This window comes from Desulfolutivibrio sulfodismutans DSM 3696 (genome assembly GCF_013376455.1).
Taxonomy (GTDB): Bacteria; Desulfobacterota; Desulfovibrionia; order Desulfovibrionales; family Desulfovibrionaceae; genus Desulfolutivibrio; species Desulfolutivibrio sulfodismutans.
Genome location: NZ_CP045504.1, coordinates 2,319,956 through 2,344,237 on the forward strand (window position 1 = coordinate 2,319,956; position 24,282 = coordinate 2,344,237).

At 62.5% G+C, this 24,282-nt stretch carries 22 protein-coding genes and 2 pseudogenes; 9 read left to right on the top strand and 15 right to left on the bottom strand.

Annotation, left to right across the window (positions count from 1 at the left end; all coding sequences use genetic code 11):
• Positions 1-36 precede the first annotated feature (36 nt).
• Both GD606_RS10905 and GD606_RS10910 read right to left on the bottom strand, forming a co-directional pair.
• Complete coding sequence (locus tag GD606_RS10905) at positions 37-1,050, bottom strand: methyltransferase family protein (RefSeq protein WP_163302090.1); 1,014 nt, start codon at positions 1,048-1,050, stop codon at positions 37-39.
• A 57-nt stretch (positions 1,051-1,107) separates the two neighbouring features.
• Complete coding sequence (locus tag GD606_RS10910) at positions 1,108-1,557, bottom strand: MarR family winged helix-turn-helix transcriptional regulator (RefSeq protein WP_163302091.1); 450 nt, start codon at positions 1,555-1,557, stop codon at positions 1,108-1,110.
• A 172-nt stretch (positions 1,558-1,729) separates the two neighbouring features.
• Between GD606_RS10910 and GD606_RS10915 the strand changes: the two genes are divergently transcribed.
• From GD606_RS10915 to GD606_RS10930, 4 genes are all read left to right on the top strand, one after another.
• Positions 1,730-1,972 (top strand): CopG family ribbon-helix-helix protein, encoded by a 243-nt coding sequence (locus GD606_RS10915; RefSeq protein WP_211922156.1) that lies wholly within the window; start codon positions 1,730-1,732, stop codon positions 1,970-1,972.
• The gene (locus GD606_RS10920) at positions 1,962-2,246 is read left to right on the top strand and encodes a type II toxin-antitoxin system RelE/ParE family toxin (protein WP_163302092.1); all 285 of its coding nucleotides are present in this window, start codon (positions 1,962-1,964) and stop codon (positions 2,244-2,246) included. The genes GD606_RS10915 and GD606_RS10920 overlap by 11 nt, the downstream gene beginning before the upstream one ends.
• A 269-nt stretch (positions 2,247-2,515) precedes the next feature.
• The gene (locus tag GD606_RS10925; protein ID WP_246298745.1) at positions 2,516-3,544 is read left to right on the top strand and encodes a virulence RhuM family protein; all 1,029 of its coding nucleotides are present in this window, start codon (positions 2,516-2,518) and stop codon (positions 3,542-3,544) included.
• A 120-nt stretch (positions 3,545-3,664) separates the two neighbouring features.
• Positions 3,665-4,900: a DUF4062 domain-containing protein gene (locus GD606_RS10930; protein ID WP_163302093.1), complete on the top strand. Its 1,236-nt coding sequence runs from the start codon at positions 3,665-3,667 to the stop codon at positions 4,898-4,900.
• A 249-nt stretch (positions 4,901-5,149) separates the two neighbouring features.
• Here GD606_RS10930 and GD606_RS10935 read toward each other — a convergent pair whose 3' ends face one another.
• A complete protein-coding gene (locus GD606_RS10935) occupies positions 5,150-6,181 on the bottom strand; it encodes an IS5 family transposase (protein WP_176629169.1) in 1,032 nt (343 codons plus the stop codon).
• Between the two features lie 238 nt (positions 6,182-6,419).
• Entirely contained in the window at positions 6,420-6,569 is a 150-nt protein-coding gene (locus GD606_RS10940; protein ID WP_163303417.1) for a hypothetical protein, read from the bottom strand.
• A gap of 131 nt (positions 6,570-6,700) precedes the next feature.
• On the opposite strand from GD606_RS10940, the gene GD606_RS10945 reads away from it, so the two are divergent.
• On the top strand, positions 6,701-6,979 hold the full coding sequence (locus GD606_RS10945) for a type II toxin-antitoxin system RelE/ParE family toxin (RefSeq protein ID WP_163303418.1): 279 nt from the start codon (positions 6,701-6,703) through the stop codon (positions 6,977-6,979).
• A gap of 22 nt (positions 6,980-7,001) precedes the next feature.
• On the top strand, positions 7,002-7,298 hold the full coding sequence (locus GD606_RS10950; protein WP_163303419.1) for a HigA family addiction module antitoxin: 297 nt from the start codon (positions 7,002-7,004) through the stop codon (positions 7,296-7,298).
• Positions 7,299-7,337: 39 nt separating this feature from the next.
• Here GD606_RS10950 and GD606_RS10955 read toward each other — a convergent pair whose 3' ends face one another.
• From GD606_RS10955 to GD606_RS10980, 8 genes and pseudogenes are all read right to left on the bottom strand, one after another.
• A complete protein-coding gene (locus GD606_RS10955) occupies positions 7,338-7,757 on the bottom strand; it encodes a bacteriohemerythrin (RefSeq protein ID WP_163303420.1) in 420 nt (139 codons plus the stop codon).
• 12 nt (positions 7,758-7,769) lie between these two features.
• Entirely contained in the window at positions 7,770-10,535 is a 2,766-nt protein-coding gene (locus GD606_RS10960; RefSeq protein WP_163303421.1) for an HD domain-containing phosphohydrolase, read from the bottom strand.
• Positions 10,536-11,025: 490 nt separating this feature from the next.
• Positions 11,026-12,336 carry a PEP-utilizing enzyme gene (locus GD606_RS10965; RefSeq protein WP_374190892.1) on the bottom strand — a complete coding sequence of 437 codons (1,311 nt, stop codon included), beginning with the start codon at positions 12,334-12,336 and terminating at the stop codon, positions 11,026-11,028.
• 54 nt (positions 12,337-12,390) lie between these two features.
• Positions 12,391-13,712, bottom strand: a pseudogene (locus GD606_RS20540) (PEP/pyruvate-binding domain-containing protein); the annotation flags it as partial.
• 228 nt (positions 13,713-13,940) lie between these two features.
• Positions 13,941-14,060: pseudogene (locus tag GD606_RS20545) on the bottom strand (IS481 family transposase); the annotation flags it as partial.
• Positions 14,061-14,130: 70 nt separating this feature from the next.
• A complete protein-coding gene (locus GD606_RS10970; protein ID WP_163303423.1) occupies positions 14,131-15,006 on the bottom strand; it encodes a DNA polymerase III delta subunit-related protein in 876 nt (291 codons plus the stop codon).
• A gap of 7 nt (positions 15,007-15,013) precedes the next feature.
• A complete protein-coding gene (locus GD606_RS10975) occupies positions 15,014-16,318 on the bottom strand; it encodes an adenylosuccinate synthase (protein WP_163303424.1) in 1,305 nt (434 codons plus the stop codon).
• A 5-nt stretch (positions 16,319-16,323) separates the two neighbouring features.
• A complete protein-coding gene (locus tag GD606_RS10980; protein ID WP_163303425.1) occupies positions 16,324-16,677 on the bottom strand; it encodes a hypothetical protein in 354 nt (117 codons plus the stop codon).
• A 164-nt stretch (positions 16,678-16,841) separates the two neighbouring features.
• On the opposite strand from GD606_RS10980, the gene GD606_RS10985 reads away from it, so the two are divergent.
• Together GD606_RS10985 and plsY are read left to right on the top strand one after the other, a co-directional pair.
• Positions 16,842-18,116, top strand: coding sequence for an IMP cyclohydrolase (locus tag GD606_RS10985; RefSeq protein ID WP_163303426.1), 1,275 nt, complete (start codon positions 16,842-16,844; stop codon positions 18,114-18,116).
• An 18-nt stretch (positions 18,117-18,134) separates the two neighbouring features.
• Positions 18,135-18,722, top strand: a complete 588-nt coding sequence (plsY, locus tag GD606_RS10990; RefSeq protein ID WP_163303427.1) for a glycerol-3-phosphate 1-O-acyltransferase PlsY — start codon at positions 18,135-18,137, stop codon at positions 18,720-18,722.
• Positions 18,723-18,765: 43 nt separating this feature from the next.
• On the opposite strand, the gene GD606_RS10995 is transcribed toward plsY, so the two are convergent.
• From GD606_RS10995 to GD606_RS20780, 3 genes are all read right to left on the bottom strand, one after another.
• A complete protein-coding gene (locus tag GD606_RS10995) occupies positions 18,766-21,264 on the bottom strand; it encodes a PAS domain S-box protein (protein WP_176629277.1) in 2,499 nt (832 codons plus the stop codon).
• Between the two features lie 195 nt (positions 21,265-21,459).
• Positions 21,460-22,713 (bottom strand): EAL and HDOD domain-containing protein, encoded by a 1,254-nt coding sequence (locus GD606_RS11000; RefSeq protein WP_163303919.1) that lies wholly within the window; start codon positions 22,711-22,713, stop codon positions 21,460-21,462.
• Positions 22,710-23,279, bottom strand: a complete 570-nt coding sequence (locus GD606_RS20780) for a tetratricopeptide repeat protein (RefSeq protein WP_163303918.1) — start codon at positions 23,277-23,279, stop codon at positions 22,710-22,712. Before GD606_RS20780 ends, GD606_RS11000 begins: the two co-directional genes overlap by 4 nt.
• 457 nt (positions 23,280-23,736) lie before the next feature.
• On the opposite strand from GD606_RS20780, the gene GD606_RS11010 reads away from it, so the two are divergent.
• Positions 23,737-24,117, top strand: coding sequence for a hypothetical protein (locus GD606_RS11010; RefSeq protein ID WP_163303917.1), 381 nt, complete (start codon positions 23,737-23,739; stop codon positions 24,115-24,117).
• Positions 24,118-24,282 lie beyond the last annotated feature (165 nt).

Genomic DNA, 24,282 nt, shown 5'->3' on the forward strand with positions numbered 1-24,282 from the left:
TTCCAGCCTTCTGCCCGCACACCCCGCGCCGCCAGCCTAGCGTTTCCGGCCGGCCACGATGAGGCCGCCGCCCAGGGGAGCGACGGGCTCCTCCACCACGAAGTCCCCGAGCCCCTGGCGGGACATGGCCCCCTCAATCGTCTCCAGGGGTAAAAAATGCGTGGGATACCCGGCCAGCCGCGTCAAAAGCTCCTGCCCGGCCTCGCTTACCGCATCGCGGCCTCCGGGCGCGAAATGGTGCGACACCATCCAGCCCCCGGGCCGAAGCGCCGTCGCCACCGTGCCCACGCTGCGCTCCAGATCCTCGGCCACCCCGTAGAGCACATGCGAGGCCAGGGCCAGGTCGAAGATGTCCTTGCCCATGGCGTCCGTGCGCAGGTCGAAGGAGACGGCCGTCGCCCGATCCCCGTAGCCGCGCGCCCGGCAACGGGCCTCGGACAAGGGGGCCACATGGGGCAGATCGAAGATCGTCCCGGTCAGGTTCGGGTTGGCGTCCAGAAGGGCCATGGTGAAATCGCCGTGGTTGCCGCCCACGTCAGCCATGGTGCGCATGGCCGCAAAGCCCGGCAGCCCCGAAACCAGCCGGATCACCCGCACGAGCGCCCCGCTGCGGGTGTGCGCCGCCGTGCCCTCCATGACATCCTCCATGGCCCAGGCGGCATCGGCCTCGTGCCGCGACCCGTCCTTTTGACGCAGGGCCGTCAGCAGATCCGCTTCCAGGGGGGCGAAAAAGTGCATGTTCAGGGCCATGGCCCGGCCCTGAAACAAGGGACGCCCGGGCGCCAGATATTCCGCCGCCGCTGGCGAATTGGCGTATCCCGCGGCTGTTTTTTCCAGAACGCCCCGGGCGGCCAGCAGGTCGAGCAGGGCCCCCAGGCGATCCGGCAGCGTGCCGGTGGCCGCCGCCAGCTCCCCGGCGGACTTTTCGCCCTGGGCCAACTGGCCGAAGATGTCCAGGTCTAAAGCGGCCATAAGCCCCTTGGCGAGGGTGGAGGCGTACAAGATCGATTCGATGGGTTCAAACGAGGTGGTGGGTTGCGTAATATCCATGCGCGTCTCCTGTTGGTCACACTGTTTAGCCGCTAAACCCAACGGGCAAAAAAGGGGCTATTCGGGGTAGGCCTCCATCCAGGCCTTCATGCGGCGACACATCTCCTGGCACACGGCGAAATCCCGATCCGGAAGGCCGCGCAGATAGTCGAGAAAATCCTTGTCGTGGGCCTTGTGAAATTCGAAATGGGCCTGGCTGACCGCTTTCCCCAATGGGGTCAGGACCACCCGGCCCCGGGGTTCGTCCGGCTCCCGGGCGACCAGGCCCTTGGCGGCCAGGCGCTTGACCATCTGGGACACCGCCCCCTTGGTGACCCCGCAGGAGGAGGCAAGCCCGGTCACGCCCGCCCCGCCGGAAAGTTCCAAAGCAGAGAGCATGTGCACCTCGGCGGGATACAGGGTCACGTCCAGGCCGAAGTCCACGGGCCGACGCTCAATGCGGGCGAACTTGGTCAGCACCGCGCCAAGGGTCAGAAACAGGGGGGTGACGTCGTCGAAGTCGCGCATGGAAAATGTTTAGCTACTAAACAATGGGGCGTCAAGCGGCGGCTCCCTCACGGCCGGAAAATCCAGGCCGCTCAGAAGGCAACCCGGGCTGCAGGCCGCCTGGGGCGCAGACTTGGGCTTGTGTTTTTTTGAATGCTGCGTAGTATGTTGTAATACATCGTAAGGAGAGGCCATGCAGACGACCATGTCCCTGCGGCTGTCGGAGGAGTTGGCCGCCAAGCTCGGAGAGCTGGCCCAGGCCATGGGAAGAACCAAGAGTTTTGTGGCCGTGCGGGCGCTTGAGGATTTTGTAGCCCGGGAGGCGTGGCAGGTGGCGGAAATCCAGCAAGGCATCCGCGAGGCCGAGGCCGGAGATTTCGCCACGGACGAGGACATGCGGGCCTTGGAGGCGAAGTGGAGCCCCGGTGCGCGTTAGGTGGCTGCGGGCCGCCCGGCGCAATCTCGATGCGGAGTTGGACTATATCGCCCGGGAAGACCGGGATGCGGCGAGAACGCTGTATGCCCATATCATGGACCGCGTCGCGCTCCTTGGGAAGCATCCCCAGGCGGGACGGCCCGGCCGGGTATTCGGAACCCGGGAACTGGTCATCGATCACTATCCCTATATCCTGCCCTACCGTGTGAGCGGGGACTGCGTCGAGATCCTGCGCGTCTTTCACACCAGGCGCAGGCCGCCCGAAGGCTGGTGAGGCGTAACGCGGCAATGCCGCGTAGGCGCCGCAACACGAAAAGGCGTCGGGCGGATATGATGGACTCCCGTTGCAGGCCTGACGCGCCGGAGCGGCTGCGCTGCAGGACGTCCGCCCCGGCGCGGGCCGAATGGATCACGTTGGCTCCCCCCTCTGGCCTGCCGTGGCAAATTCCTCTATGTTTCCCTCCACGTCCTTTTCAGGACTCCCTTTTCACCGTACCCCGATTGTTTTGCCCGAACCACCCGGATGCATGCCGGAGGAAGGCCGTGAGCCCCACGCACGTTGCGCCACCAAGCGAAATCCTTTTCTTCGAAACCCCGGACGGCAAAACCCAGGTGGACGTCCGCCTGAAGGATCGCATGGCCTGGTTGTCGCAGGCCCAGATGGCCGACCTGTACCAGACCAGTCCGCAAAACATTTCCATGCACTTAAAGGCCATTTTTCAGGAAGGGGAGTTGGCTGAAGAGGCAACGTGTAAGGATTTCTTACAAGTTCGAACCGAGGGAAATCGTTCAATAAATCGTTCGATCCGGCATTATGGCCTGGATGCCGTCCTTGCCGTGGGCTATCGAGTCAATTCCCCCCGGGCCACCCAATTCCGCCAATGGGCCACCACCACCCTGCGGGAGTATCTGGTCAAGGGCTTCGTCATGAATGACGCCAAGCTCAAGAACCCAGCATGGGACTATTTCGATGAACTTCTTGAACGCATCCGTGACATCCGGGCCTCGGAGAAGCGATTTTACCAGAAAATCCGGGATCTTTTCGCCCTCTCGCAGGATTACAAGGACGACCTGCAAGTATCCCAGTCGTTTTTTGCCGAAGTGCAGAACAAGATGCTGTATGCCGTGACGGGGCATACTGCCGCCGAATTGGTGATAGAACGGGCTGATTCCGAGCAGCCGAACATGAATCTGAAAAGCTGGGCTGGCCTGAAGGTGCGCAAGGCGGATGTGATCGTCGCCAAAAACTACCTTTTGGAAGCAGAGATCATCGAATTGAACCGCATCGTTTCCATGTATCTGGACTATGCGGAAGATCGGGTTTCCAGACGACAGCAGCTAACATTGAACGACTGGCGGCAATACATGAACAACTTCATCGTGTTCAATGAACGCCCGTTGCTTCAAGGACAGGGGCGGATGGGCCATGAGCAGATGGCCCGGATTGTTCATGCGAGATATGCCGATTTCGACCATAAGCGGAAAGGTCAAGAGGCACTTGAGGCGGAGAAAGAGGATATCCGGGCGCTTGAGGCGTTGGAGAAGCAGTTTGTCAGGAGAGAGGATGATTGAATCAGTTCAGTCGAGCGTTGTTCTTGAGACTTGTCTATGGGTGAGATATCCTGCACAAGTTGATAGATGAATTTCCAAGAGAGTACTCGAGGTTTTCGCATCACACTCCGAAGGATGGATATGGACAACCCAAATATTAAAGTTTTTGTTAGCTCAACCGGCAGAGATTTGTGGGACTATCGTAATGCAGCAGGTGAAGCTATTAACCGATTAGAGGGTTTTCAAGCTGTTATGATGGAAGATTTTTCTGCACATTCTGCCCCTCCTGTTGATGTATGTCTAAAAAAGTTAGAATCTTCCGATATTGTGGTGTTCATCTTGGGTTTTAATTATGGATCGTCTCCCTCGGGGAGCAGTTGCTCATACACAGAACTTGAATATAACTCTTCTGCCAAAAAAAGACGATTGGCATACTTCGCAGGGGATGATTTTTTGTTATCTCCAAAATTACGTGAATCTGATGAGTTATATAAAAGGCAGTTACTATTTAGAGAGAATGTAAAAAAGGATCTTTGTATTGATTTTTTTTCTAGTCCACATGACCTCGCTGCAAAAATAGTGGCTGGGCTGTTGAATGTTTTCAAGATGGATTATGATGACAAATCTAATTCAATAGTCAACATATACAGTAAAAATGTTAGTGGTGTAAAAATTAACGGGCAAAATGTTGAATTTAAGTCCTTTGATAATTTTAGAGGCGAGCAAGAGTGGAGATACCCTTTAAAGAACCACGATGCGAGCAATAAATTATTGCTCGTTGAAACGATCGAAGTAATCGATCACGAGGCATGCATTGGGGTGTGCTTTGACTTTACTCATAACAGGCTACCGCGTGGTGTGCGGTTTAACAGGGCTAGCGCCGCCTATCATGTGCCTCGGCATGGTTCAAAGGGATCAAACGTTGGTATAAACGTGCCTCGATTTGAAGAAATATCACCAGGAAAAACCGCATTGCGCTTAGAACCCGCAAGAGTTAATGTGTTACGCCATAGCAATGAGCCGAAAAATCAGGCATTAACCCTGACAAAGGGAGAGTACACTCTATGGGTGCTGGGAGGAGGTTCTGCTGCACTTACCATCCCAGATAACAACAAACACGCAGTTGAGTTGATATCTAGCGTGAAAAAGGCGACCGAATCTCGTTTTGTTTCGTTCAACATAAGAGAAGACAGAATACCAATAACTATTAGCGTCGATGGCATATTAAATCACTTTCAACTTGAAAAAGGATGCTACCCGACAAGTAAACTGCAAACTGATGAATCGATGGTGGCTAGAGCTTCCGATGTTTTAAGTTTAGAATGTGGTATTTTTTCTGTCAAACGACACTCTGTTATTCCATGGCATTCTCTTTGAGTATGTCAATTTTTAGTAGTGCAATTTTGCGCGAGACAACACGCTCTTCTAAAATTTATTATTTCTCCGCCATATTAGCCCATAAATGTAGGTTTTTCTCCAAATATGAGACCGCTGCACAATCCTCTGATGTCGTTACGGAATTCTCTCGAAAGGTCTCGGTCGTCTGTTTCCGCCGTCGTTTAGCCGACAGCGCTGATCTTGTTTCACCTTGAGGCGGCGTTCGTCACTCCTTAGCGTAAGTGTTCCTCAACATCCCGCTTTGAGCACCGCTTTTTTCAAGTTGAAAGCCATAGCGTTGAGTAAAAATTCAAGTTCAACCTTGGCTACCCCCAGGTAACGCGTCCGGAAGAAGCCATAACTTCTTTTGAGCGTTCCGAAAGCCCGTTCCACCTTCGACCGGACGCTGCTAACTTGACGATTTGCCGCTTTTTCGGCGGGGTTCAGCGCACGGTTGCGAGCGGCCTTATGCATGATGCCGTCGGCAAGTCTCCGAGCTTGGAGCACATGCCTGTTCAACTGGCTGCTGTATCCCTTGTCCGCATAGATGCGGCCCCCTGGCATGGGGCCAATCTCATCAAGAATATCCACGAATTCCTGCGTATCCGAACGGTTGGCGGGCGTGACATGGCCGCCGAGGAGAAAGCCGTCCCGGCTGTCCGTGGCCGCATGGACTTTGTAGCCGTAATAAGCCCGGTTCCCTTTGCGCAACCAGGCCGCATCGGCGTCATCGGAGTAGCTGATGGTTACGTCCGACGCCTCGTCGTCATCTTCCTCGCGATCTTCGGGAAGAATATCGATTACTTTGAGGGGGCGGCGCGAGGAGGTGATGACGCTCGCGTCCACGATGGCTCCTTCACGTACCAGTAAGCCGCGCCGCTGGAGTTGATGGTTGAGTTTGTCCAGAAGCCGCTTCAAGACGTTTTTTTCAAGCAGGCTCTGCCGAAACCGGCAAATGGTCGAGGAATCGGGCACCTCGTCATGATCAAGGGAAAGGCCCACGAATCGGACAAAGGACAACCGATCGTACAAGCATTCCTCCACCGCCGCGTCGCTCAGGTTGTACCACCTCTGGAGCAGAAGGATTTTAAACATCGGCAACGGTGCATATGCAGGATTACCAACGGCATTGACGACTCGGCTGAGCTTTTTTCGAAGAAGCTTCTCAAACGGCTTCCAATCAATGAGGCGATCAATCTCATCCAGAAAGCATTCCTTGTGCCTGCGATGGGACACGACGTAGTCGGCAATACCGGGCTTATTGGAATTGCGCTCGCTCATGATCGCCTCCATTATTTTTGATGGAGAAAATATAGCATAATTGCCTAAAATTACAATAGAATTGTGCCATTTTTCCGTGCAACGGTCTCAATATTAGTGTTCATCAATCCCATTCTACGGCATCTCCTACTCCCATTACTGTGCTCCAACGGCATTCCTTCTGTTTTACACAGCCCCCGCCCCGCCAGCTCGCCAGAGGGCATGCCCTAAACAGATACCCTGTCGCGCCCCCGGCGGCTCAACGCTCCCTCCCCATCCCCTCGGCCGTGAACTGGCAGGCCCTGGAAAACACGCACTCGCCCATAGCAGCCACGCTGTCCTCGCCGACCATCAGCATGTCCGTGCCAAGGAGCATGAAAAGGAGCATCGCCTCGTCGAAGTCGCGCATGGGACGTGTTTAGCTGCTAAACTTTTTGGCGTCGAAGAAAAATATACTTCCCGCGTAGCGAAACCGTGGCGACAGGCCCAGGCAGCCAAAAAGCCCTTGACGCATGACACGTGATACGTTACACGTAACATATGATCCGTCGATTTCGCCACAAAGGTCTGGAGAGACTCTTTCTGTCCGGCGACCAAAGCGGGGTGGCGGGCCAACACGTCAGGAAGCTTTCACACATACTGGCGATGCTGCACGCCAGCGCATCGCCGGAGGGGATGAACCTACCAGGATTTCGGCTGCATCAACTCAAAGGGGATCGCAAGGGTTCCTGGGCGGTTTCGGTTTCGGGGAACTGGCGGATCGTGTTCACGTTTCACGGCGGCGACGCGACGGATGTCGATCTCGTGGATTATCATTGACAGCCAGCCAAGGAGGCCGACGATGCACATGCACAGCCCCCCGCATCCCGGGGAGATCATTCGGGATCAATGCCTTGAGCCCTTGCGCCTCACGGTGTCGGAGGCGGCCCGGGGCCTGGGCGTGACCCGCAAAACCTTTTCGGAATTGGTGAACGGGCGCTCCGGGGTGTCGCCGGAGATGGCCCTTCGCCTGGCCAAGGCCTTCGGCAGCACGCCCGAGACATGGCTGACCCTGCAATTGCAGTACGACCTGGCCAAGGCCCGGACCAAGGCACAGGACATGGTGGTACGGCGGTTCATCGAACCCTCGGCGGCCTGACGCGCCGGATTTCCCGACTTCCCGCCCCGCACCCGCCGATCAGTCGCCAGCCGCATCCACCCCATGGGCCCGGAGGAACGCCCCAAGCTTTTGATCGGAGCCGCTTATGTGCGTGACCAGCCATCCGCAGAGAAAATTGAGAATATCCATGGACAAGGCGCATCTGCCGCCTGAACAGTCGGCGGCGATGGTCCGGACCTTTTCCGTAAAATCCCGGTGCTCGCTTTTGTGCGCGGCGCTGTCCGGATAGCCGTGGGCGTCCATGTAGCCTTCTTCCGTACCGAAGTGTTCCACGGCATAGCGCCCCATCTCGTCCAGGATGCCCTGCAAAAAGCCCGTCGATTCCTCGCGCAGCATGCCGTCGTGGAGCCTGTTGGTCATCTCCACCAACCGCCGGTGCTGGGCGTCTATGTCATGAACATGGGTGCTTAAATCGTCGTTCCATTCCAGAAGGGGCATGGCGGACTCCATTCAGTTTTTTTCGCAGGCGTCCGGTTGCGACAGATACGGGCCGATGTCCGTCACGTCGCGCTGGGATGCAGCAAGATGCGCCTCGGCATAGGCCGAAAACACGCCGCTTTTCAAAAAAATGTCGAAAATATCCGGATCGATATGCTTGTTGTTGCGCATACGCGACATGATGCCCAGGGCCTCGGACAGGGTCTTGGCCTTCTTATAGGGCCGGTCAGCGGCCGTCAGGGCCTCGAAGATGTCCGCTATGGCCATGATGCGGGCCTCCACCGGAAGCTGCTCCTTGGTCTTTTTCAAGGGATAGCCCGTGCCGATAAGCGTCTCATGATGCCCCGTGGCGATTTCGGTCACGCGGCCAAGCTGCTCCGGGAAGGGAATTTTCTGTAACATCTCCAATCCGTTGAGCATGTGCTCGTTGATTTTGAAACGCTCTTCCGGGGTGAGCGTCCCGCGCGCAATGCGCAGGTTGTAGAGCTCTCCCCGGTTATATTCGTTTTCCGGAACCTGTACGGGATTTCCATGGGCGTCCACGAGGTTGGGGTAGGCCCGCATCCGGGGAACGACATGTTCCGGCTTGTCGGCCAGAAGCGTTTCCGGCGTGGGCAGTTCGGGTTCGGCCTCGCGCGCCTTCCGTCCCAATTCCTCCTCGGAAAGGCCTACCCGGTCATTGAAATACCGCATCCATTGGCGACCGGCGATCTGCTCCAGACGCGTTTTGTCCCCATCGGAGAGAAACTCTCCGCCGACATTGCAGGCGGCTACGAACTCAAAATCCGCATGCAGCCTGCGAATCTCTTCCGCGAATTCCTGCTCAAGCTCCTTCGGGGCCACCTGGCCATGGCCTGAATTTCGCAAATACGAAATCTCGGCATCCCTGCGAAGCACTTCGAACCGCATCCGGATTTCATTGATTCTATTGTATATCGTTTCAAGTTTCGTGGCCTTGTCCACCACATATTCCGGAGTCGTCACCTTGCCGCAGTCGTGCAGCCAGGAGGCTATCCACAACTGACGCCATTCATCGTCGGTCGCGATGTAAAATTCCCCCAGGGGGCCGTCCGTGGTTTCATGGACGGCCCGGGCCAGCATTTCGGTCAGGACCGGCACCCGGGTGCAGTGTCCCGCCGTATACGGGGACTTGGCGTCAATGGAGGAGGCGATGACCTGAATCAGGGCGTCGAAGAGGTCGCGCAGGGAAAGAACCAGATGGTGGTTGTCCAGGGCCACGGCCGCCTGGGCCGCCAGGGAGCCGATAAAACCCAGGCCCTGGCCGGGGGCGCCGTCGTCCGCGTCCTCGGCATGGGAAATCTGCGGGTTGAAAAGCTGGATGACGCCGAGAACCTCGTCCCGGCGGGTCACAAGCGGGGCGGTGATGAGGGATGCAATGCGATAGTTCTTCGGCTCTTCGGGCAGGCCCGTCGGGAAAAGGGACAGGCCCTCGTCCCGGGTTGTCGAGGCCTTCCGGGTGCGCAACGCCTCACAGGCGTGGCGCAGGACGCTGTGGGGCTGCAAAAAGGGCATGATCTCGGGCCGAACCTTCACCCGGGGGGCCGGGTTCTCGGACAGCCCCCCCAGAACCAGGCTCTCGGCATGCAGCGACAACAACTCCACTTCAAGCTCCTCCCCTTCCATGAGATACAACACGCCGCCGTCAGCCCCGGCAAGCTCCTTGGCCGTCTGAAAAATGAGCGTCACAAGGCGGGCCATGTCCTTTTCCGCAGAAAGGGCCATGCCGCCCGCCACAAGCTTTTCGAGGGTGGCCTGGGTGTCGAGCAGGCTCTCGGTCCTGGCCCGGATCGTGGTTTTCATGACCTCACAGGCCGTGGCCAGGGCCTGCATCTCGGAGACATGGGACTGGATCGCGGGCGAAGCGGAAAAGTCAAACCGCTGGATTTTCCCGGCCTCCTCGCACAGCAGGCGGACGGGGCGCGCGACCCGGCGGGCCAGGTGCATGGCCAGGGGGACGGCCAGGCCGAGAATGACGGCCGCAAGAAGGACGATGCGCAGGGCCATGTCCGTGATATGGCCCGTGACATCCTCCAGGGGAGCGGCCACGATGACCCGAAAATGCAATCCATGGTCATCCGCCATGGGCGTCAGGGTGGCGAGATAGGGCGCGCCGTCGATGTCCGCCACCCGGGGGGCGCGGGGTCCATCCCCGTCGGAGACGGCCGCCAGGGTCGCCAGGCGCACCACGGGGTCCGTGGCGTCACTGGCCAAGGGGAGTTGCAGGCGATCGTCAATGAGCCTCTCCCAGGCCTGGCCTGGAACGGCCACCAGCCGACTGGCCTCGTCCACTATCCACAACGTCCCGTGCGGCGTGACGCGCTGCCGGGCAAGCAATTCGCCGAGCTGGGACAGGGACACGTCCACGCCGAAAACGCCGCCGCCATCCGCAAGAACCCGGGCGCAGGTTATCCCGGGCAGCCTGGAACTGCTGAAGACATAGGGCGCGGTGTAGACGCTACGTTTGCTTTTTTCCGCATCCAGATACCACGGCCTCTGCCTGGGATCATAGGCGGCGTCGGCCTCCGTGCGGGTGGACAGGACGCCAAGATCGGAGGCGAGAAAGCGCCATGTCTGACGGCGGACGCCGTCTTCGCCAGGGGTGATGATTCTATCAATATATGCGGCGTTATCCGGCGCATCATAGGTCTTTAAAACATGGCTGTTGCCCCGACAGGCAATGACCTGATGAAATTTGCCATCCGTATAACCAATATAGGATGACAACAACGTGGGATTCTCATCCAAAATAAATTTCATCTTCAGCAGGTCATCCTGAAGATGTTCCTCGGACATGCGGCCAGACAGGCCCGCAAATGTCAGTGAAGCAACGTCTGTAAGAGAAGAGATCGACTCGACAATGACGTTTATTTCCGAGATCGTTTTTTCAGAAGTTTCACGGAAGATCACCTCCGCGGATTTCAACGATGCAATGCGACTCTCATGAATGACGCCAAGAAGCACCGCTCCGGTCAGCAGTGTCGCCGTGGAGACAATACTTATGAGAATGAGGGAAGAAAATGATATTTTTATGTTTTTCCAGCCGCGCATCAGGGATATCCTCGCCATGGGGGGAAGGGGTTTCCAGCCTGGACCGCCGCAACGACTTCCACCTAAATATGCCGAACCACCCCCCGCACCCGGTGATGGTTATCCGCCATCCCATGCAGGATAGACTATCCATACGCATTTTGCCAAACAAAATACTGGAAAAGACGGCTCCGGGAGGGATGTGGTCGGTATTTTCCCGTTACTTCCCCATGCCCTCGGCCGTGAACTGGCAGGCCCCGGTGAAAAAGCACTCGGCCATGGCCGTCACGCTGTCCTCGCCGACCATCAGCATGTCCGTCTGGCGCGTGAACTGCAAAAGCCGCCCCATGGACGTCAGCCGGTCTTCGATCACCTGTGCGCCGAACTTCTGGAACCGCCCCGCCACCCGGTCCCCGGTCACCTCCACCACGAATCCGAGGCGTTCCAGGATAAGCGCAATGCCCCGGGCGCGGCGGGCCCGCTTCACATCGTCGGCCGCGCCGCCCTTGAACGAAAACGTGATGTAGTTCTTGTTCACGGTCTTGCCGCAGTAGCAGTCCAGCACCCCGTAGTGGTAGCCCACCCGGGAGCTGAAATTGAGGTACTTGTCCGAGATGATGGCGTAGCTTTTTTCCCCGAACCGCTGCCCGTCGGCCCTGGGCTGGGACATCATCTGCTCCCCCAGAACCGACATGAATCCCTTGAGATGCACCGGACGCGGCGTGCGCAACTGTTCGTCGCCAAGCACCAGGCCGTCCAGAAGGGCCAGAAACGGCCGCGACACGATCTCCTGCGGGGTCACCCGGCCCCGGGCGCCACAGCCTTCCGCCACGCCGCCCCCCAGATCAATGACGTACAGGTCGAGTCCGGTGACCGCGTCCAGCCGCATGGCCATGCCCGACTGGCCCGAGGCCATGTCGCTGATGCGAAACATCTCGGCATAGGACCATTCGTGCAAAAGGCGCATAATGTCGTGGATGGTCGAACAGGATTTTTCGCTGAACTGCGGCGACTTGGGGTCGAGCAGATGCAGCGGGGCCACATGGGAAAGCACCCGCATGAGCACCCCATGCACCGGGGTGTCCCGCATGGCGATCTCCCGGGGAACGTCCAGCCCCGCCAGGGCCTCCACCCGCCCCCGGTAGATGCGCGCCGACCAGGCGTCCACGGTCACCACCTCGCCCGGGGGCAGGACCGTCAGCGCATCCGGCACGCCCAAAAGCGTGGGCGCCCCGAACTCCCGGCAAAGCGAGGCCATGTGTCCGGTGACGCTGCCGTGCTCGGTGACGATGGCCGCGCACCGGGGCATGACCACCATGTATTTGGGCGACGAATGCCCGGCCACCAACACCCCGCCCTGGGGGAAGGCCTCCAGATCCTCGTCGCGCCGGACATGGACCACAGGCCCCACCCCCACCCCGGGATAGGCCGTCTCGCCGCCTGCGGCCAGCACCTCATGCCCCGTGACCTCCGGGATGTCCGGCCGGGCGCAATGCCCGGAAAACTCCCCGCCGTCCGGGCCGGAGGCCATGGCCAGGGGGCGCGATTGCAGGATCACCAGCCGTCCCCTGGGATCAAGGGCCCACTCCACGTCCTGGGGGCAGCCGTAGTGCCGCTCCAGGGCCATGCCATACGCGGCCAATTCCAGAATGCGCGCGTCATCCAGGCAGGGCAGGGCCCGCAGTTCGTCCGGCACGGGCCTTTCCGCCAAAGTTCCGCCAGGGACGCCCACCAGCATGACCGGCTTGTCCGCCACCCGCTTGTCCGCCACCCCCGAGCCGTCCCGGGCCGCCTCGTAGGTATCCGGGTTCACCACCCCGTCCACGGCATAAGGCCCAAGGCCCCACACGGCGTTGACGATCACCCGGTCCAGCTCCGGATGCAGGGGATGGCGGGTGTACATGACCCCGGCGGCCCGGGATTCCACCATCTCCAGGCAGGCCACGCTCATGGCCACGTCGTCGTCGGCGATGCCCTTGAGCACCCGGTAGGAGATGGCCCGGGGGTGAACAGGCTCGCGGCCACGTATTTGTAGGAGACAAGCAGCCTCTCGGCCGGGACGTTGAGGATGGAAAGATACTGCCCGGCGAAGGACAGCTCCCCGTCCTCGCCGATGGCGCTGGAGCGCATGGCCACCATGAGGTCGGCGGGAGACACCCCGATATCGTCTGCCATGCCCCGGTGGGCCTCCACGATGGCGGCGGACACGGCCGGGGGCAGCTCGGCGCGCAGGATGAGGTGCTGAATCTCCTCGCTGACGGCGGCCAGGGAGGCCGGGTCGTCAAGAGACAGGGTGAGCTTGATGCGGGCGATCTCCTCGCCAAGCCCGGAAGCCGCGAAAAAGGCCCGGAAGGCCGCCGTGGTCACGGCGAATCCCCGGGGTACGGGCAGGCCCACGCGGTTTCCCACCTCGCCCAGGTTGGCGCACTTGCCGCCCACCTCGTCCACCATGGCCGCCGTCACCCGGGTCAGGGGCAGGACGTACGCGGCGTCCGCCGCATCCTGGCGCGCCCCCATGGCCTGTTTGATGTCCTCGCGGATGCGCTCCACCAGGGCGCCAAGCGCTGGGCATTTCCGTCCGGACAGGCCCTCGAAGGCCCGGATCATGCGCATGGCATGGAACACGGCCCGGCTGGTCTGGGAACGCAGATAGGCCATGCCGAACAGCTCCCGGCCGTCCTGCTTGGTCTCCATGTCCGCGATGATTTTTAAAAGCTCGGAGTTGGACTCCAAAAGTTCCTGAAAGAAATTGTATTTGACGCGGAAGGCCCGGCTGGCGTCCTCTTGGGCCGCATGGCGTCCAATGCCGTACTGGGTGGCGAAAAACCGCTTCAGCCTTCCCACAATGCCGCTGCTCATGCCTGTGTCCGCCTTTTTCCAACGCACGTTTTGCAGCTTGCGCCCCATGCGCCACACCCTGCGGCCGTGTCCGGGGACAGATACGGACGCGGTGAATTTCACCTTTTTCCACGACAAAGGGAAGGCCCTGCGCGTTGTCCACTCCGGCCCACCGGCATGGCCGAGGGATCGCTCATCGCTTATGATGTACTGCTAGACAACTTTCTGAACACGTCTACGGTACTGGTCGATGGTGTCGACGGCCTGGGCCCCTCTTCCGACACCCTTGGCGGGAGTGTGAAGAAATCCAAATTCATAGCGCGAATGCGTATCGACAACCGTGTGCATATAAACGCGGCCAACGCCCTTGCGACGACCGACCTGGCAGGTATCCCGGCACACAAGCTCGCACGGAGATTCCATTCCGTTTCAACGTGTTGGGGAGATGAACGCACCCCAAAATCCGTCCGACGAGAAGCCTCGTCATTCACCTCGCCAACGCCCCCCCGCATCTCCCAAACATCCGCACCCCCAGCCACTCCATGACCAGGGACGGATTGACCTGCATGACCAGCGCCTCCTGGCATTCGCTTAAAAGCACATCGAAAAACCGCACCGCGCCGGGATCGGACAACCCGGCCAGGAACCGGCCAAGCGGCGACGCGGCCCGTCCGGACAGGGCCTCGGCCAGGCACCGGGCGCAGGCTAAAAGGATGTGGTCGGCCAGAAGCCGCGTCATGCGGCCCTTGGCGCTGGTACGCGCGAACCAGCCCCGGCCCGTGCGGTAAAAATCCGCCAGCGCCCCGGCCCATTCCATGGGGTCTTCATCGCCAAGCTCGGCGGGAAGCGAGGGGGTTTCGGGATTGGGCCAGGCCAGGGTGACCACGAAGGAGCGCGACACGAGCGTCGGGAAAAGCCGCTCCCGCTGCGGGGTGAGCAGCATGAAGCAGTGCTTCGGGCGGGGGTCTTCCAGGGTCTTTAAGAGGGAATTGGCGGCCTCGATGGAAAGCGCCTGGGCCTCGGCCAGGATCACCGCGCGGTAGCCGTCGCCGCGCGGCGGTTCGCCCGCCTTCTGGCGCACCTCGCGCACGTCGTCCACCTTGATGGACCCGGCCATGCCGTCCAGGAGCATCAGGTCCAAAAAGACCCGCTCCCGGATCTGCACGCAGGCCGGGCACACGCCGCAGGGGGCGGCCGGTTGGAGACAATTGAGCCGGGCTGCGAAAAAAAGCGCCGCGCCAAGGCGTTCCGAGGCCGCGCCGCCCTCGATGACCAGGGATTGCGGCGGGGCCTCGGCCAGCTTGCAGAGCCGGGCCAGGACATGGCCCTGGCGCGCGGGAATGCCGAAGGCCTCGCCGTTCACGACCGACTCACGACCGGACGATGGTCTGCCGCCGATCCGGCCCCACGGACAGAAGCGAACAACGGGTGCCCAGGGCCTGCTCGATGCGCGACACGTATTCCCGGGCCGCCAGGGGCAGATCCTCCCAGGCCGTCAGCCCGGTGATGTCCTCGTCCCAGCCGGGCATGGTCTCGTACAGCGGCTCCACATGCTCCAGGGCGTTTTCCTCCTGGGGCGGATATTCGTAGACCTTGCCCTTGTAGCGGTAGCCGATGCACAGCTTGAGTTCGAAAAGCCCGCTTAACACGTCGAGCTTGGTCAGGGCGATTTCGGTGGGCCCGGAGAGCCTGGCCGCCTCGCGCAAAAGCACCAGATCGAGCCAGCCGCAGCGCCGCCGCCGACCGGTGGTGGCCCCGAACTCGCCGCCCTGGGACTGGAGGTAGTCGCCCACGGTGCCGAAAAGCTCGGTGGGGAACGGCCCCGAGCCGACCCGGGTGGTGTAGGCCTTGACCACGGCCACGATGCGCGACAGCACCGACGGCGCGCAGCCGCTTCCGGCCGAGGCCTGTCCGGCCACGGTGTTGGAGGAGGTCACGAAGGGATAGGTGCCGTGGTCGATGTCCAGGTGGGTGCCCTGGGCGCCCTCAAAAAGCACGTCGCCCCCGGCCCCGAGGGCCTTTTGGATCTCCGTGGACACGTCGCCCAGATGCGGCGTGAGCCGCTCGGCCACGGGCAATACCGCCTCGAACACAGCCGCCGGGTCCACGGCCTCCAGGCCGTACAGATTGGCGAACAGGGCGTTTTTTTCCACAAGGGCCGTCTCGATCTTGGCGCGCAGCAGTTCCGGATCGGCGAAATCCCCGGCCCGGATGCCGATGCGGGCCATCTTGTCCTCGTAGCAGGGGCCGATGCCCCGGCCCGTGGTGCCGATCTTGGCCCCGGCCCGCAGGGTTTCGCGCGCCCCGTCGAGCAGGCGGTGGTACGGCATGATGACCTGGGTTTTCTTGCTGATTTTTAAGCGCTTGGGCGACACGTCGACACCCTTGGCGGCCAGCATGTCCATCTCCCGGCACAGGACTTCCGGGTCAAGGACCACGCCGTTGCCCACCAGGCAGGCCGTGCCCGGATGCAGGATGCCCGATGGGATCAGGTGGACGATGGTTTTCTCGCCCCCGACCACCAGGGTGTGCCCGGCGTTGTTGCCGCCCTGGAAACGCACCACGGCATGGGCGTTTTCCGTCAAAAGATCCACGATCTTACCCTTGCCCTCGTCGCCCCACTGGGCGCCGTGGACCACGATTCCGCGTCCGGCGGCGACACTGCGCTCGGCCATGGCTCTTACTCCCCGTCTTCCTTGGGCCGCAGGGTCAAAAGCTTGCCCCGCCTGGCCGGATCAGCCGCAGGCTGGCTCGGCACGGGCCGAAGCCCCTCCTCGCGCGGCATCCCCTTGCCTCCGGCGGCGGTTCCGGGGACGGCGGCCCCCGGGGCGGCCGTGGCGGCCCAATGGTGATTGAACAGTTGATTTTTAAAGCGCATGGCCTGGATCATGCCCAGGACCAGGACCGCCTCTTCCCAACGTCTGGAGGGCTCGAAACGGCTGACCCGCCCGGCGTATTCCTCCCACAAGGACATAAGCGACGCCTCGTCAAAGGCGGCCAGTTGCTTGGCCAATTTCAACAGCACCTTCTCCACCGTCACACTCCTTGCCGGGACACCCGCGCCAGATCCATAAGGACGCGCCCGGGCCGATCAGGTCTAGCAGAAATGCCGCCACGGGCCAAATGCAATTTGCCCGGGGGCCTGGGCTGTGGTAGGCACAGCCAGTCACAACGCCCCGCTACGGAGACAACCATTCCATGAGCGACCTCAAAAAAATGTATTCCACCCTGTCCGAGGATCCCTTTCCCGGAGACTTGACCCTGCGCCTGGGCGGCGCCGAACTGCGCTTCGCCAAAAAGACCTGGACCATCGACGGCGCGGAAAAAGGCCTGCGCTACGGGGAAAACCCGGACCAGCCCGCCGCCCTCTACGAGCTGGCCGCAGGCGAACTGTCGCTTGGCGGGGTGGCCTTTCGCGGTCCCGGCCACGCCCTGGTGGCGGCCATGACCGAAGAACATCTGGTCCAGTCCGGCAAGCACCCGGGCAAGATCAACCTGACCGACGTGGACGGCGGCGTCACCGTGCTGCAATACCTGCACGCCAAGCCCGCCGTGGTCATCCTCAAGCACAACAACCCCTGCGGCGCGGCCTGGTCCGACGCCGGGCTTCCCGACGCCTTCGACAAGGCCTTCACCTCCGACCGCATTGCGGCCTTCGGCGGCACGGTGGTGGTCAACCGGACCATGGACGTGGACACCGCCACGCGCCTGACCCAGGTCTATTTCGAGGTGGTGGCCGCCCCGGACTTCGACGACGCGGCCCTGGCCGTGCTGCGCACCAAAAAAAACCTGCGCATCCTGCGCCTGCCCGGGCTGGCGAAGCTTGAGGCCCTGGCCGGGGAGCCCTTCCTGGACATCAAATGCCTCAACGACGGCGGCATGGTGCTCCAGTTCTCCTTCCGCAACCGCATCCGGTCCACGGCGGACTTTCTTCCGGCCACGGCCGAACGGGACGGGGTCACGGCCGTGGCCCGGACCCCGAGCCCCACGGAGGCCGAGGATCTGCTTTTCGCCTGGGCCGTGGAGGCGGGCGTGACCTCGAACTCGGTCATCTTCGCCAAAAACGGGGCCACGGTGGCCATCGGCACCGGCGAGCAGGACCGGGTGGGCTGCGTGGAACTGACCATCTACAAGGCCCAGACCAAATACGCCGACCGGCTGGCCTTCGCCGAGGCCGGGCTGTCTTTGTACGAGCTGGAAAAAAAGGCCGAGACGGACGAGACGGCCAAGACGCTGCTGGCCGACATCCGCCGCCGCACAGCCGAAGCCAAGGGCGGCCTGCCGGGATCGGTTTTGGTCTCGGACGGCTTTTTCCCCTTCCGCGACGGCGTGGATCTGGCCCTGTCCGTGGGGGTGACGGCCATCGCCCAGCCCGGCGGCTCCATCCGCGACACCGAGGTCATCGCGGCGGTCAACGAGGCCGTGCCCCAGGCGGCCATGGTGTTTACCGGGCAGCGGTCGTTCAAACACTAGCCTCGCCGGGAGCGTTCCATGCTTTTGATCGTCTGGCTGGCCCTGACCTATCTGGTGGCCGCCTTTCCCTTCGGTCTGTGGATCGGCCTGGCCTGCGCCGGGGTGGACCCGCGCCAGGCCGGCAGCCGCAACACCGGGGCCACCAACGTGGCCCGGCTGTGCGGCACGAAATGCGGCGTGGCCGTGCTGGTCCTGGATCTGCTCAAGGGCTTTTTGCCGGTGGTCCTGGGGGCGGCGTTTTCGAACTCGTGGATCTTTTTGAGTCTGGTGGGGCTGACCGCCCTTTTGGGGCACATGCGCTCGGTCTTTCTCTACGGCCGGGGGGGCAAGGGCGTGGCCACCACCATCGGGGTCTTTCTGGCCTATGCGCCCCTGGCGGCGCTTTTGGCCGTGGCCGTGTGCGTCTTGGTCATCAAGCGCACGGGATACGTCTCGGCGGGCTCCCTGGCCCTGGCGGCGTCCCTTCCCGTGGCCCTTTTGGCGACCGGCAACCCGGCCTACATCCCCGTGTCCCTGGTGGTGGCGGCCTGGATCGCCTGGCGGCACAGGGAAAACATCTCCCGCCTTCTGGCAGGCGAGGAGAAAAGCTGGCGCAAGGCGTCCTGAGCGGGGCTTCCCGCCGTCGGCGGGGGGACGTCCGGACGGGGCCTCATCCGTCCGGATCAGGCCCGGTCGCCGGACAACCGGCCGGTGCAGGCACGGCATGGACCATGACCATGTCCGGGGGCACGAACACGAAACTCACCTCGTGGCTGGCCGGGGCCGCGCGGTCAAGCTGCAGGTCCATGCGTCGCCGCACGAGCTGCCGCCCCTCGTACGCCGTCCATAGCGCCAGATAGATCTCGGGCTGCCCGGCCAGGAGTTCTCCGGCCCGGCGTCCCAGAAATTCCTCCAGTCGGCCGCGCCCGGCCGCCACGGCGGCCCGGTTGGCCTCAAGCAGGATGAACTCCCCCTCCACGAGACGAAAGACGCAGGTGGGCTGCGGGAAATGCCGGTACAGAAACCGGAACCGCTCCCGGCCCTCCACAAGCTCCGCCTCCAGGCGGCGGCGTTCGCTGATGTCCGTCAGGGTCGCCACCACGCGCGAGAGGTTGCCCCGGGCGTCGACCTCGGGAAAAACGCCGACGGCCAGCCAACGGATCGCCTCCCAACCGTCCTGGCGGATGCCCACCGTGACGTCGCGCATGGGTTCATGATCCAACAAGACCCCGGCCAGGGGCGATTCCTCGGGCCGCAGGGGGGAAGCGTCCTCCCGGCACAGGGCAAAGGGCGGTCGGGCCAGGGATTGGCCTAAAATCTCGTCCTGCGGCACGCCCAGAATCTCCAGGGCCCGACGATTGGCCATATCCACGCGGCCGTCTCCCGTAGCGGCCAGGATGCCGATCTCCAGATTGGAGACCAGATCCCGATATTTCTTTTCGCTTTCGGCCAGGGCCAGTTCGGCATCGCGGCGGTCGGTGACGTCGCGGCCCACGGACTGGATTTCCGTTATCCGCCCCTTGGCGTTGAAAAACCCCCGGTTGATGAACTGCATGAACCGCACCCGCCCCGCGCCGTCCACCACCCGGTTCTCCACCACCACCACGGGATGATCCGGGGCCAGCGCGCGCAACTCGCGGTCAATGCGCAGGAGATCCTCAGGATGGGGAAAGGGCCGCCAGGTTCCGGACGTGAGCTCCTCCAGGGTCTTGCCGAACAGGCGGCAATACGGCTCATTGGCAAAGAGCACCGTTCCCTCCGGGCTAAAACGGCAGATGATCTCGGTCTGGCTCTCCACCACGGCCCGGTAGCGCTCCTCGCTGGCCCGCAGGGCCTTTTCCATTTCCTGCATCTGGGCCAGGCGGGCGATAAGCATCCGATTGGCCGCGTCCAATTCCCGGGTGCGGGCCGCGACCCGCCGCTCCAACCCGTCGTGGGCCTGACGCAGATCCTTTTCGACCTCCACTCGGCGGGTGATGTCCATGCCATAGACATTGGCGCACAGGCGCTCGGGACAGGGGACGGCCATGCCATGGAAAGACCGGGGGGCGTACGCCAGTTCGCCTTCCAAAGGCCCTTCCTGGTCCAGGGCCGAACGAACCATGCAAAACAGATCGGCATGGGCCCCGGCCACGGCCAGGGACTCGCCCGTGTCCAGCCCCCACAGGCTCTGCGCGGCCGGATTGGCGTATTCCACCTGCCCCTCCCGGTTCACCCGCAGGACCGGATTGGGATTTTCCTGGGGAAACCGGGCCAGCTCCCGGGCCTCGCGGATGGCGGCATGGTGTTCGGTGACGTCGCACAGGGTTCCGGAGATGCGCACGGGGGTTTGGTCCGGGGCGAAGGAGGCTACGGCCCGGGCCTGGGCCACGCGCATCTGGCCATCCGTGCGCATGAACCGGAAGCGGTATTCCACCTCGCCCGGCCCGGCCATGGCGGCATTGCGGACGGCCAAAAGGATGTGCCGGTCCTGCGGATGCACATGCCCGAGAAAAAATTCCCAGGTGGGGGCGGCCTCGCCTGGTTCCCGTCCGAACAGGCGGAACATCTCGTCGGACCAATAGTTGGCCCCGCGCACCAGATCCCTGTCCCAACTGCCGATCCTGGCCAGCCGCTGGGACTCGTTGAAGCGCCACTTCAGAAGCCCCAGATCGTCATCCTTGCCGGGCAGGGGGCCGGGCAGGGGGCCAGGGGCTGGGTGGCGGACTAGGCCGGTGGCCGGACCAGAGGCGGGGCAAGAGGCTGAATCGGATACGGGGCCGGAAACGGGCTCGGTGGCCGACGTGAGGGATGGGTCGGCGGCTGGTCCGGGGGCAAAACCGGATGCCGACTCTGGCTGTCCGGGCCGTCCGGGCTGTCCGTCACCGCCGTCGGCCTGGCGGACCATGGCCGCGAAAAATCCCGGACGGCGACGAATCGCGGCCAGAACATCGCCCGCCACCTTGCCCGAGAGGGCCAGGATTTCGTCCGGGCACTCGCCCAATTCCCGGGCCAGGGCCACCAGCTTTTCTTCGGAGAGGGAGACGGAATCGCCGCGTTCGATGCGGCTTAAGTGCGAGGGCTGCATGCCCACGGCATACGCCACCCGCCGCAGGGAATAGCGTTTGTCGGCGGCCAGAAGCCCCAGACGCTTCCGGCGAAGTCGCGACCCGAGCCCGGTTTTCTCCATGGTGTTGACCATAACGTAAACGGGGAACGGGGACAAGCTTTTGCCGGGAATTTACGGGTCTTCACGGCCGCTGCGACAACCATAGTCGGAGGTTTCCGGCTGCTTCGGCGGCAGCACGGCCCCGCCCGCAGGAGGCCTCTGCGGCATGCGCCGCCATGGCGCCGTGAGAAGGGCTTTCGAATGAGGCCCTTCGACTCAGCCCAGGATGTCCTTGGCCCACAGCGTGGCCTCGGCATAGATCTTCGCCGCCTCGGCGGCATCGACCCCGGCCGCATCCAGCACGCCCAAGGCCTGCTCAAAGCGTCCGTCCTCCAGGTCGGCCGCCAGTCCCAGCAATTTTCCGGCCTGCCCGGGCTCCCCACGCAGGGCGGCCAGGATGTCCTCAGGCAGGGGGAGCTGGGCCGCCACTTCGGACATGGACTGTCCCAGAAGCGCATCCATGCGGGAAAAAAGGCCCAGCATGAACAGGGAATCCGGGCTATGCGGCAGTTTGGCCCGCCCCAGGGCCAGAAGCTCCAAAAAACGCGCCCGGGTCAGGGATTGAAAGGAAACCTCGCGGCCGATGGGGGTGTGGGCCATGTCGGAAAGCAGCACGGCCATCAGCCATTTGCGCAAGGGGTTTTGGCCCATGACCATCATGGCCTGGGACAGGGACACGATCTTGTCCATCCTGAAAAACGCCGCCGAATTCAAATACTTGAGCAGCCGAAACGACAATCCCGCATCCGAGGACAAGATGGCCTCAAGGCGCTCCGGTTCGGTTTCGGGAACGGCCAGTTCGCGCAGCAGGCGAACCTTGGACACCACCCCCACCGGCGGCTTGCGGCCGCTGACCACCTCAGGGCGGCTGAAATAAAATCCCTGAAAATACTGAAACCCGGCGGACAGGCACAGGTGGTGGATCTCCCGATCCTCAACCTTCTCGGCCAGAAGCGCCACGCCCCGGGCCAGAAGGGGCTTGGCGAGTTCGAGGATGCGCAAAGGCGACGCCCCCAGCACCTCCACCTTGACGATGTCGGCCATCTCCACGAACGGAAGCAGTTCCGGCTGCCCCACGAAATCGTCCACGGCCAGCATATATCCCGCATGCTTGATGGCCCGGCAGGCGGCCAGAACCTCCGGGGTCGGCCGCACGTCCTCGAGAATCTCCACCACGCACATCTCCCGGGGCAGCGCCAGGGGGGCCTGCTTGAGCAAAAGTCCTTCGGGGAAATTGACGAAACACTTCCTGGACTCAAGCATGGTCTCCGCGACCAGGGGAAAGCCGTCGATGATGACCTTGGCCGTGGCCGTATCCGCGTCAGCCACCCGGGCCTCGGTCGCGTTGTCCGCCTGACGGAACAGCAACTCGAAGCCGTACACCCGCGACTCGCGGTCGAGGATGGGCTGCCTGGCCACGAACACGGGTTCGAAAAACCGCCGCTCCGGCGTCTGGGGGGCCGCCTTCATGCCTGGGCCTCCCGGTTTGGCGGGTCTGCCGCCAGCCCCTGCCGCGATTCCAACGCCTGCTCCAGGAGGCTGGCGACACGCGCCCCCTGGCCGGGGTCGGCCGCCACAGCCTCGATATGCGCGGCCAGATGGTCCCGCAGCGCGGCCATGGCCGGGCCGTCGGGGGCCTGCGGCGCAGCATCGGCCCAGGCTGCATACGCCTCCACGGCTTTGGCCGTACGCCCCACACGCAACCGGCACAGGCACAAAAACAGTCCGGCCGGATGCCCCGCATTACGCCTGGCCACGCGCTCGAACTCCACCAGCGCCTGGACATGCCGCCCCATGGCGTACAGGGCCTGCCCCAGAAGCATCCGGGCCTCATCGTCGCCCGGGGTCGGCCGCAACCACAGGCGCAGTTGCCGCGCCGCCTCTTCCATGTCCCCGGCCAAAAAGGCTTCGCGTCCCTTGTCCAGCCAGGCAGCGGCCTGCGACGGCGCCGCTTCGGCATCCGCATCCGGAGGGCGGCCGGTCATCAACTGAAACATTCCCCGCCGCGACAGGCGGGTGGGGTGTTCGTGGGCCATGCTGTCCATCCCCGGTTCGGGACCGCACCGTCATCCCGAGCCGTTTGCATTTTTTAGAAAATCAATCCGAGGTACGCTTAAAGACGATAGTCCTTTCTTGAACTTTTCGAAAGGCACACCGAAGAAAATACAACATACCGAATTTGCACGCGATTTTTTTCTTTGAAAAATCCACTGTCTGGCCCGTTTCCTGCTTTAGAGGAAATCAAGCGTGTCGGCACCCCCAACCGGCGCGCAACATGGAAGGTCTCCACCGGCTGCCGCGGCCAACCCCCAGCCTCCTCCCCCACGGTCGCGCAGCCAAATGACGCAAGCCGTTTCCGTCTCTCCCTGGACGGACTCGGCTTGTGTCATGTCCATGGCCGAAACCGGCGCGCCCGGGCAGAGGCGTCAGGCCCCTCGGGGCGGAGGCGACTGCGGCGGGTGACCATCCGGAAAATTTGCGGTAGAGGCGGACATGGCACACTTCACGCGCGTATTCCTGGCCCTGTCCTGGCTCGCCCTGGCCATCCCGGCCTTTGCCCCGGCCGCTCCGGCCGCGCCCGGCCCCGCCCGCGACATCGCCGGGACATGGGAGGCCCAGGTCATGGGCCAATCGGCCACGGTCACCTTCACCCAAAACGGCAATCTGATTTCAGGCCTGTTGCTTGTGCCGGACATCACCGGGAAACAAAATTCCTATCATCTTTCCGGCACCATCGTGGACAATTTTTTTGCGGCCTTCCACGGCAGCGGGCACATGCTGCGCGGCTGGCTGCGCGGCCCGGACGAGGCCGACGGGGAGTTGACCCTGGCCAACACCCCGCCCATCGCCCTCAAGCTGCACCGGGTGCGTTGAGCAGCTTCCCCCGCATGCGCCACGGCGCTCCTGCCGTTTTGGGGACGGTCCCGCCGAAGCCGCCCCCCGCCTCTCCCCCGGCAATCCAGGCGCCCGCGCCCTGCTGAACGGGGCATCCCCGCCTGTCAATCCCCGCCTTGACACACGTCACCCGGCGTGTTCATT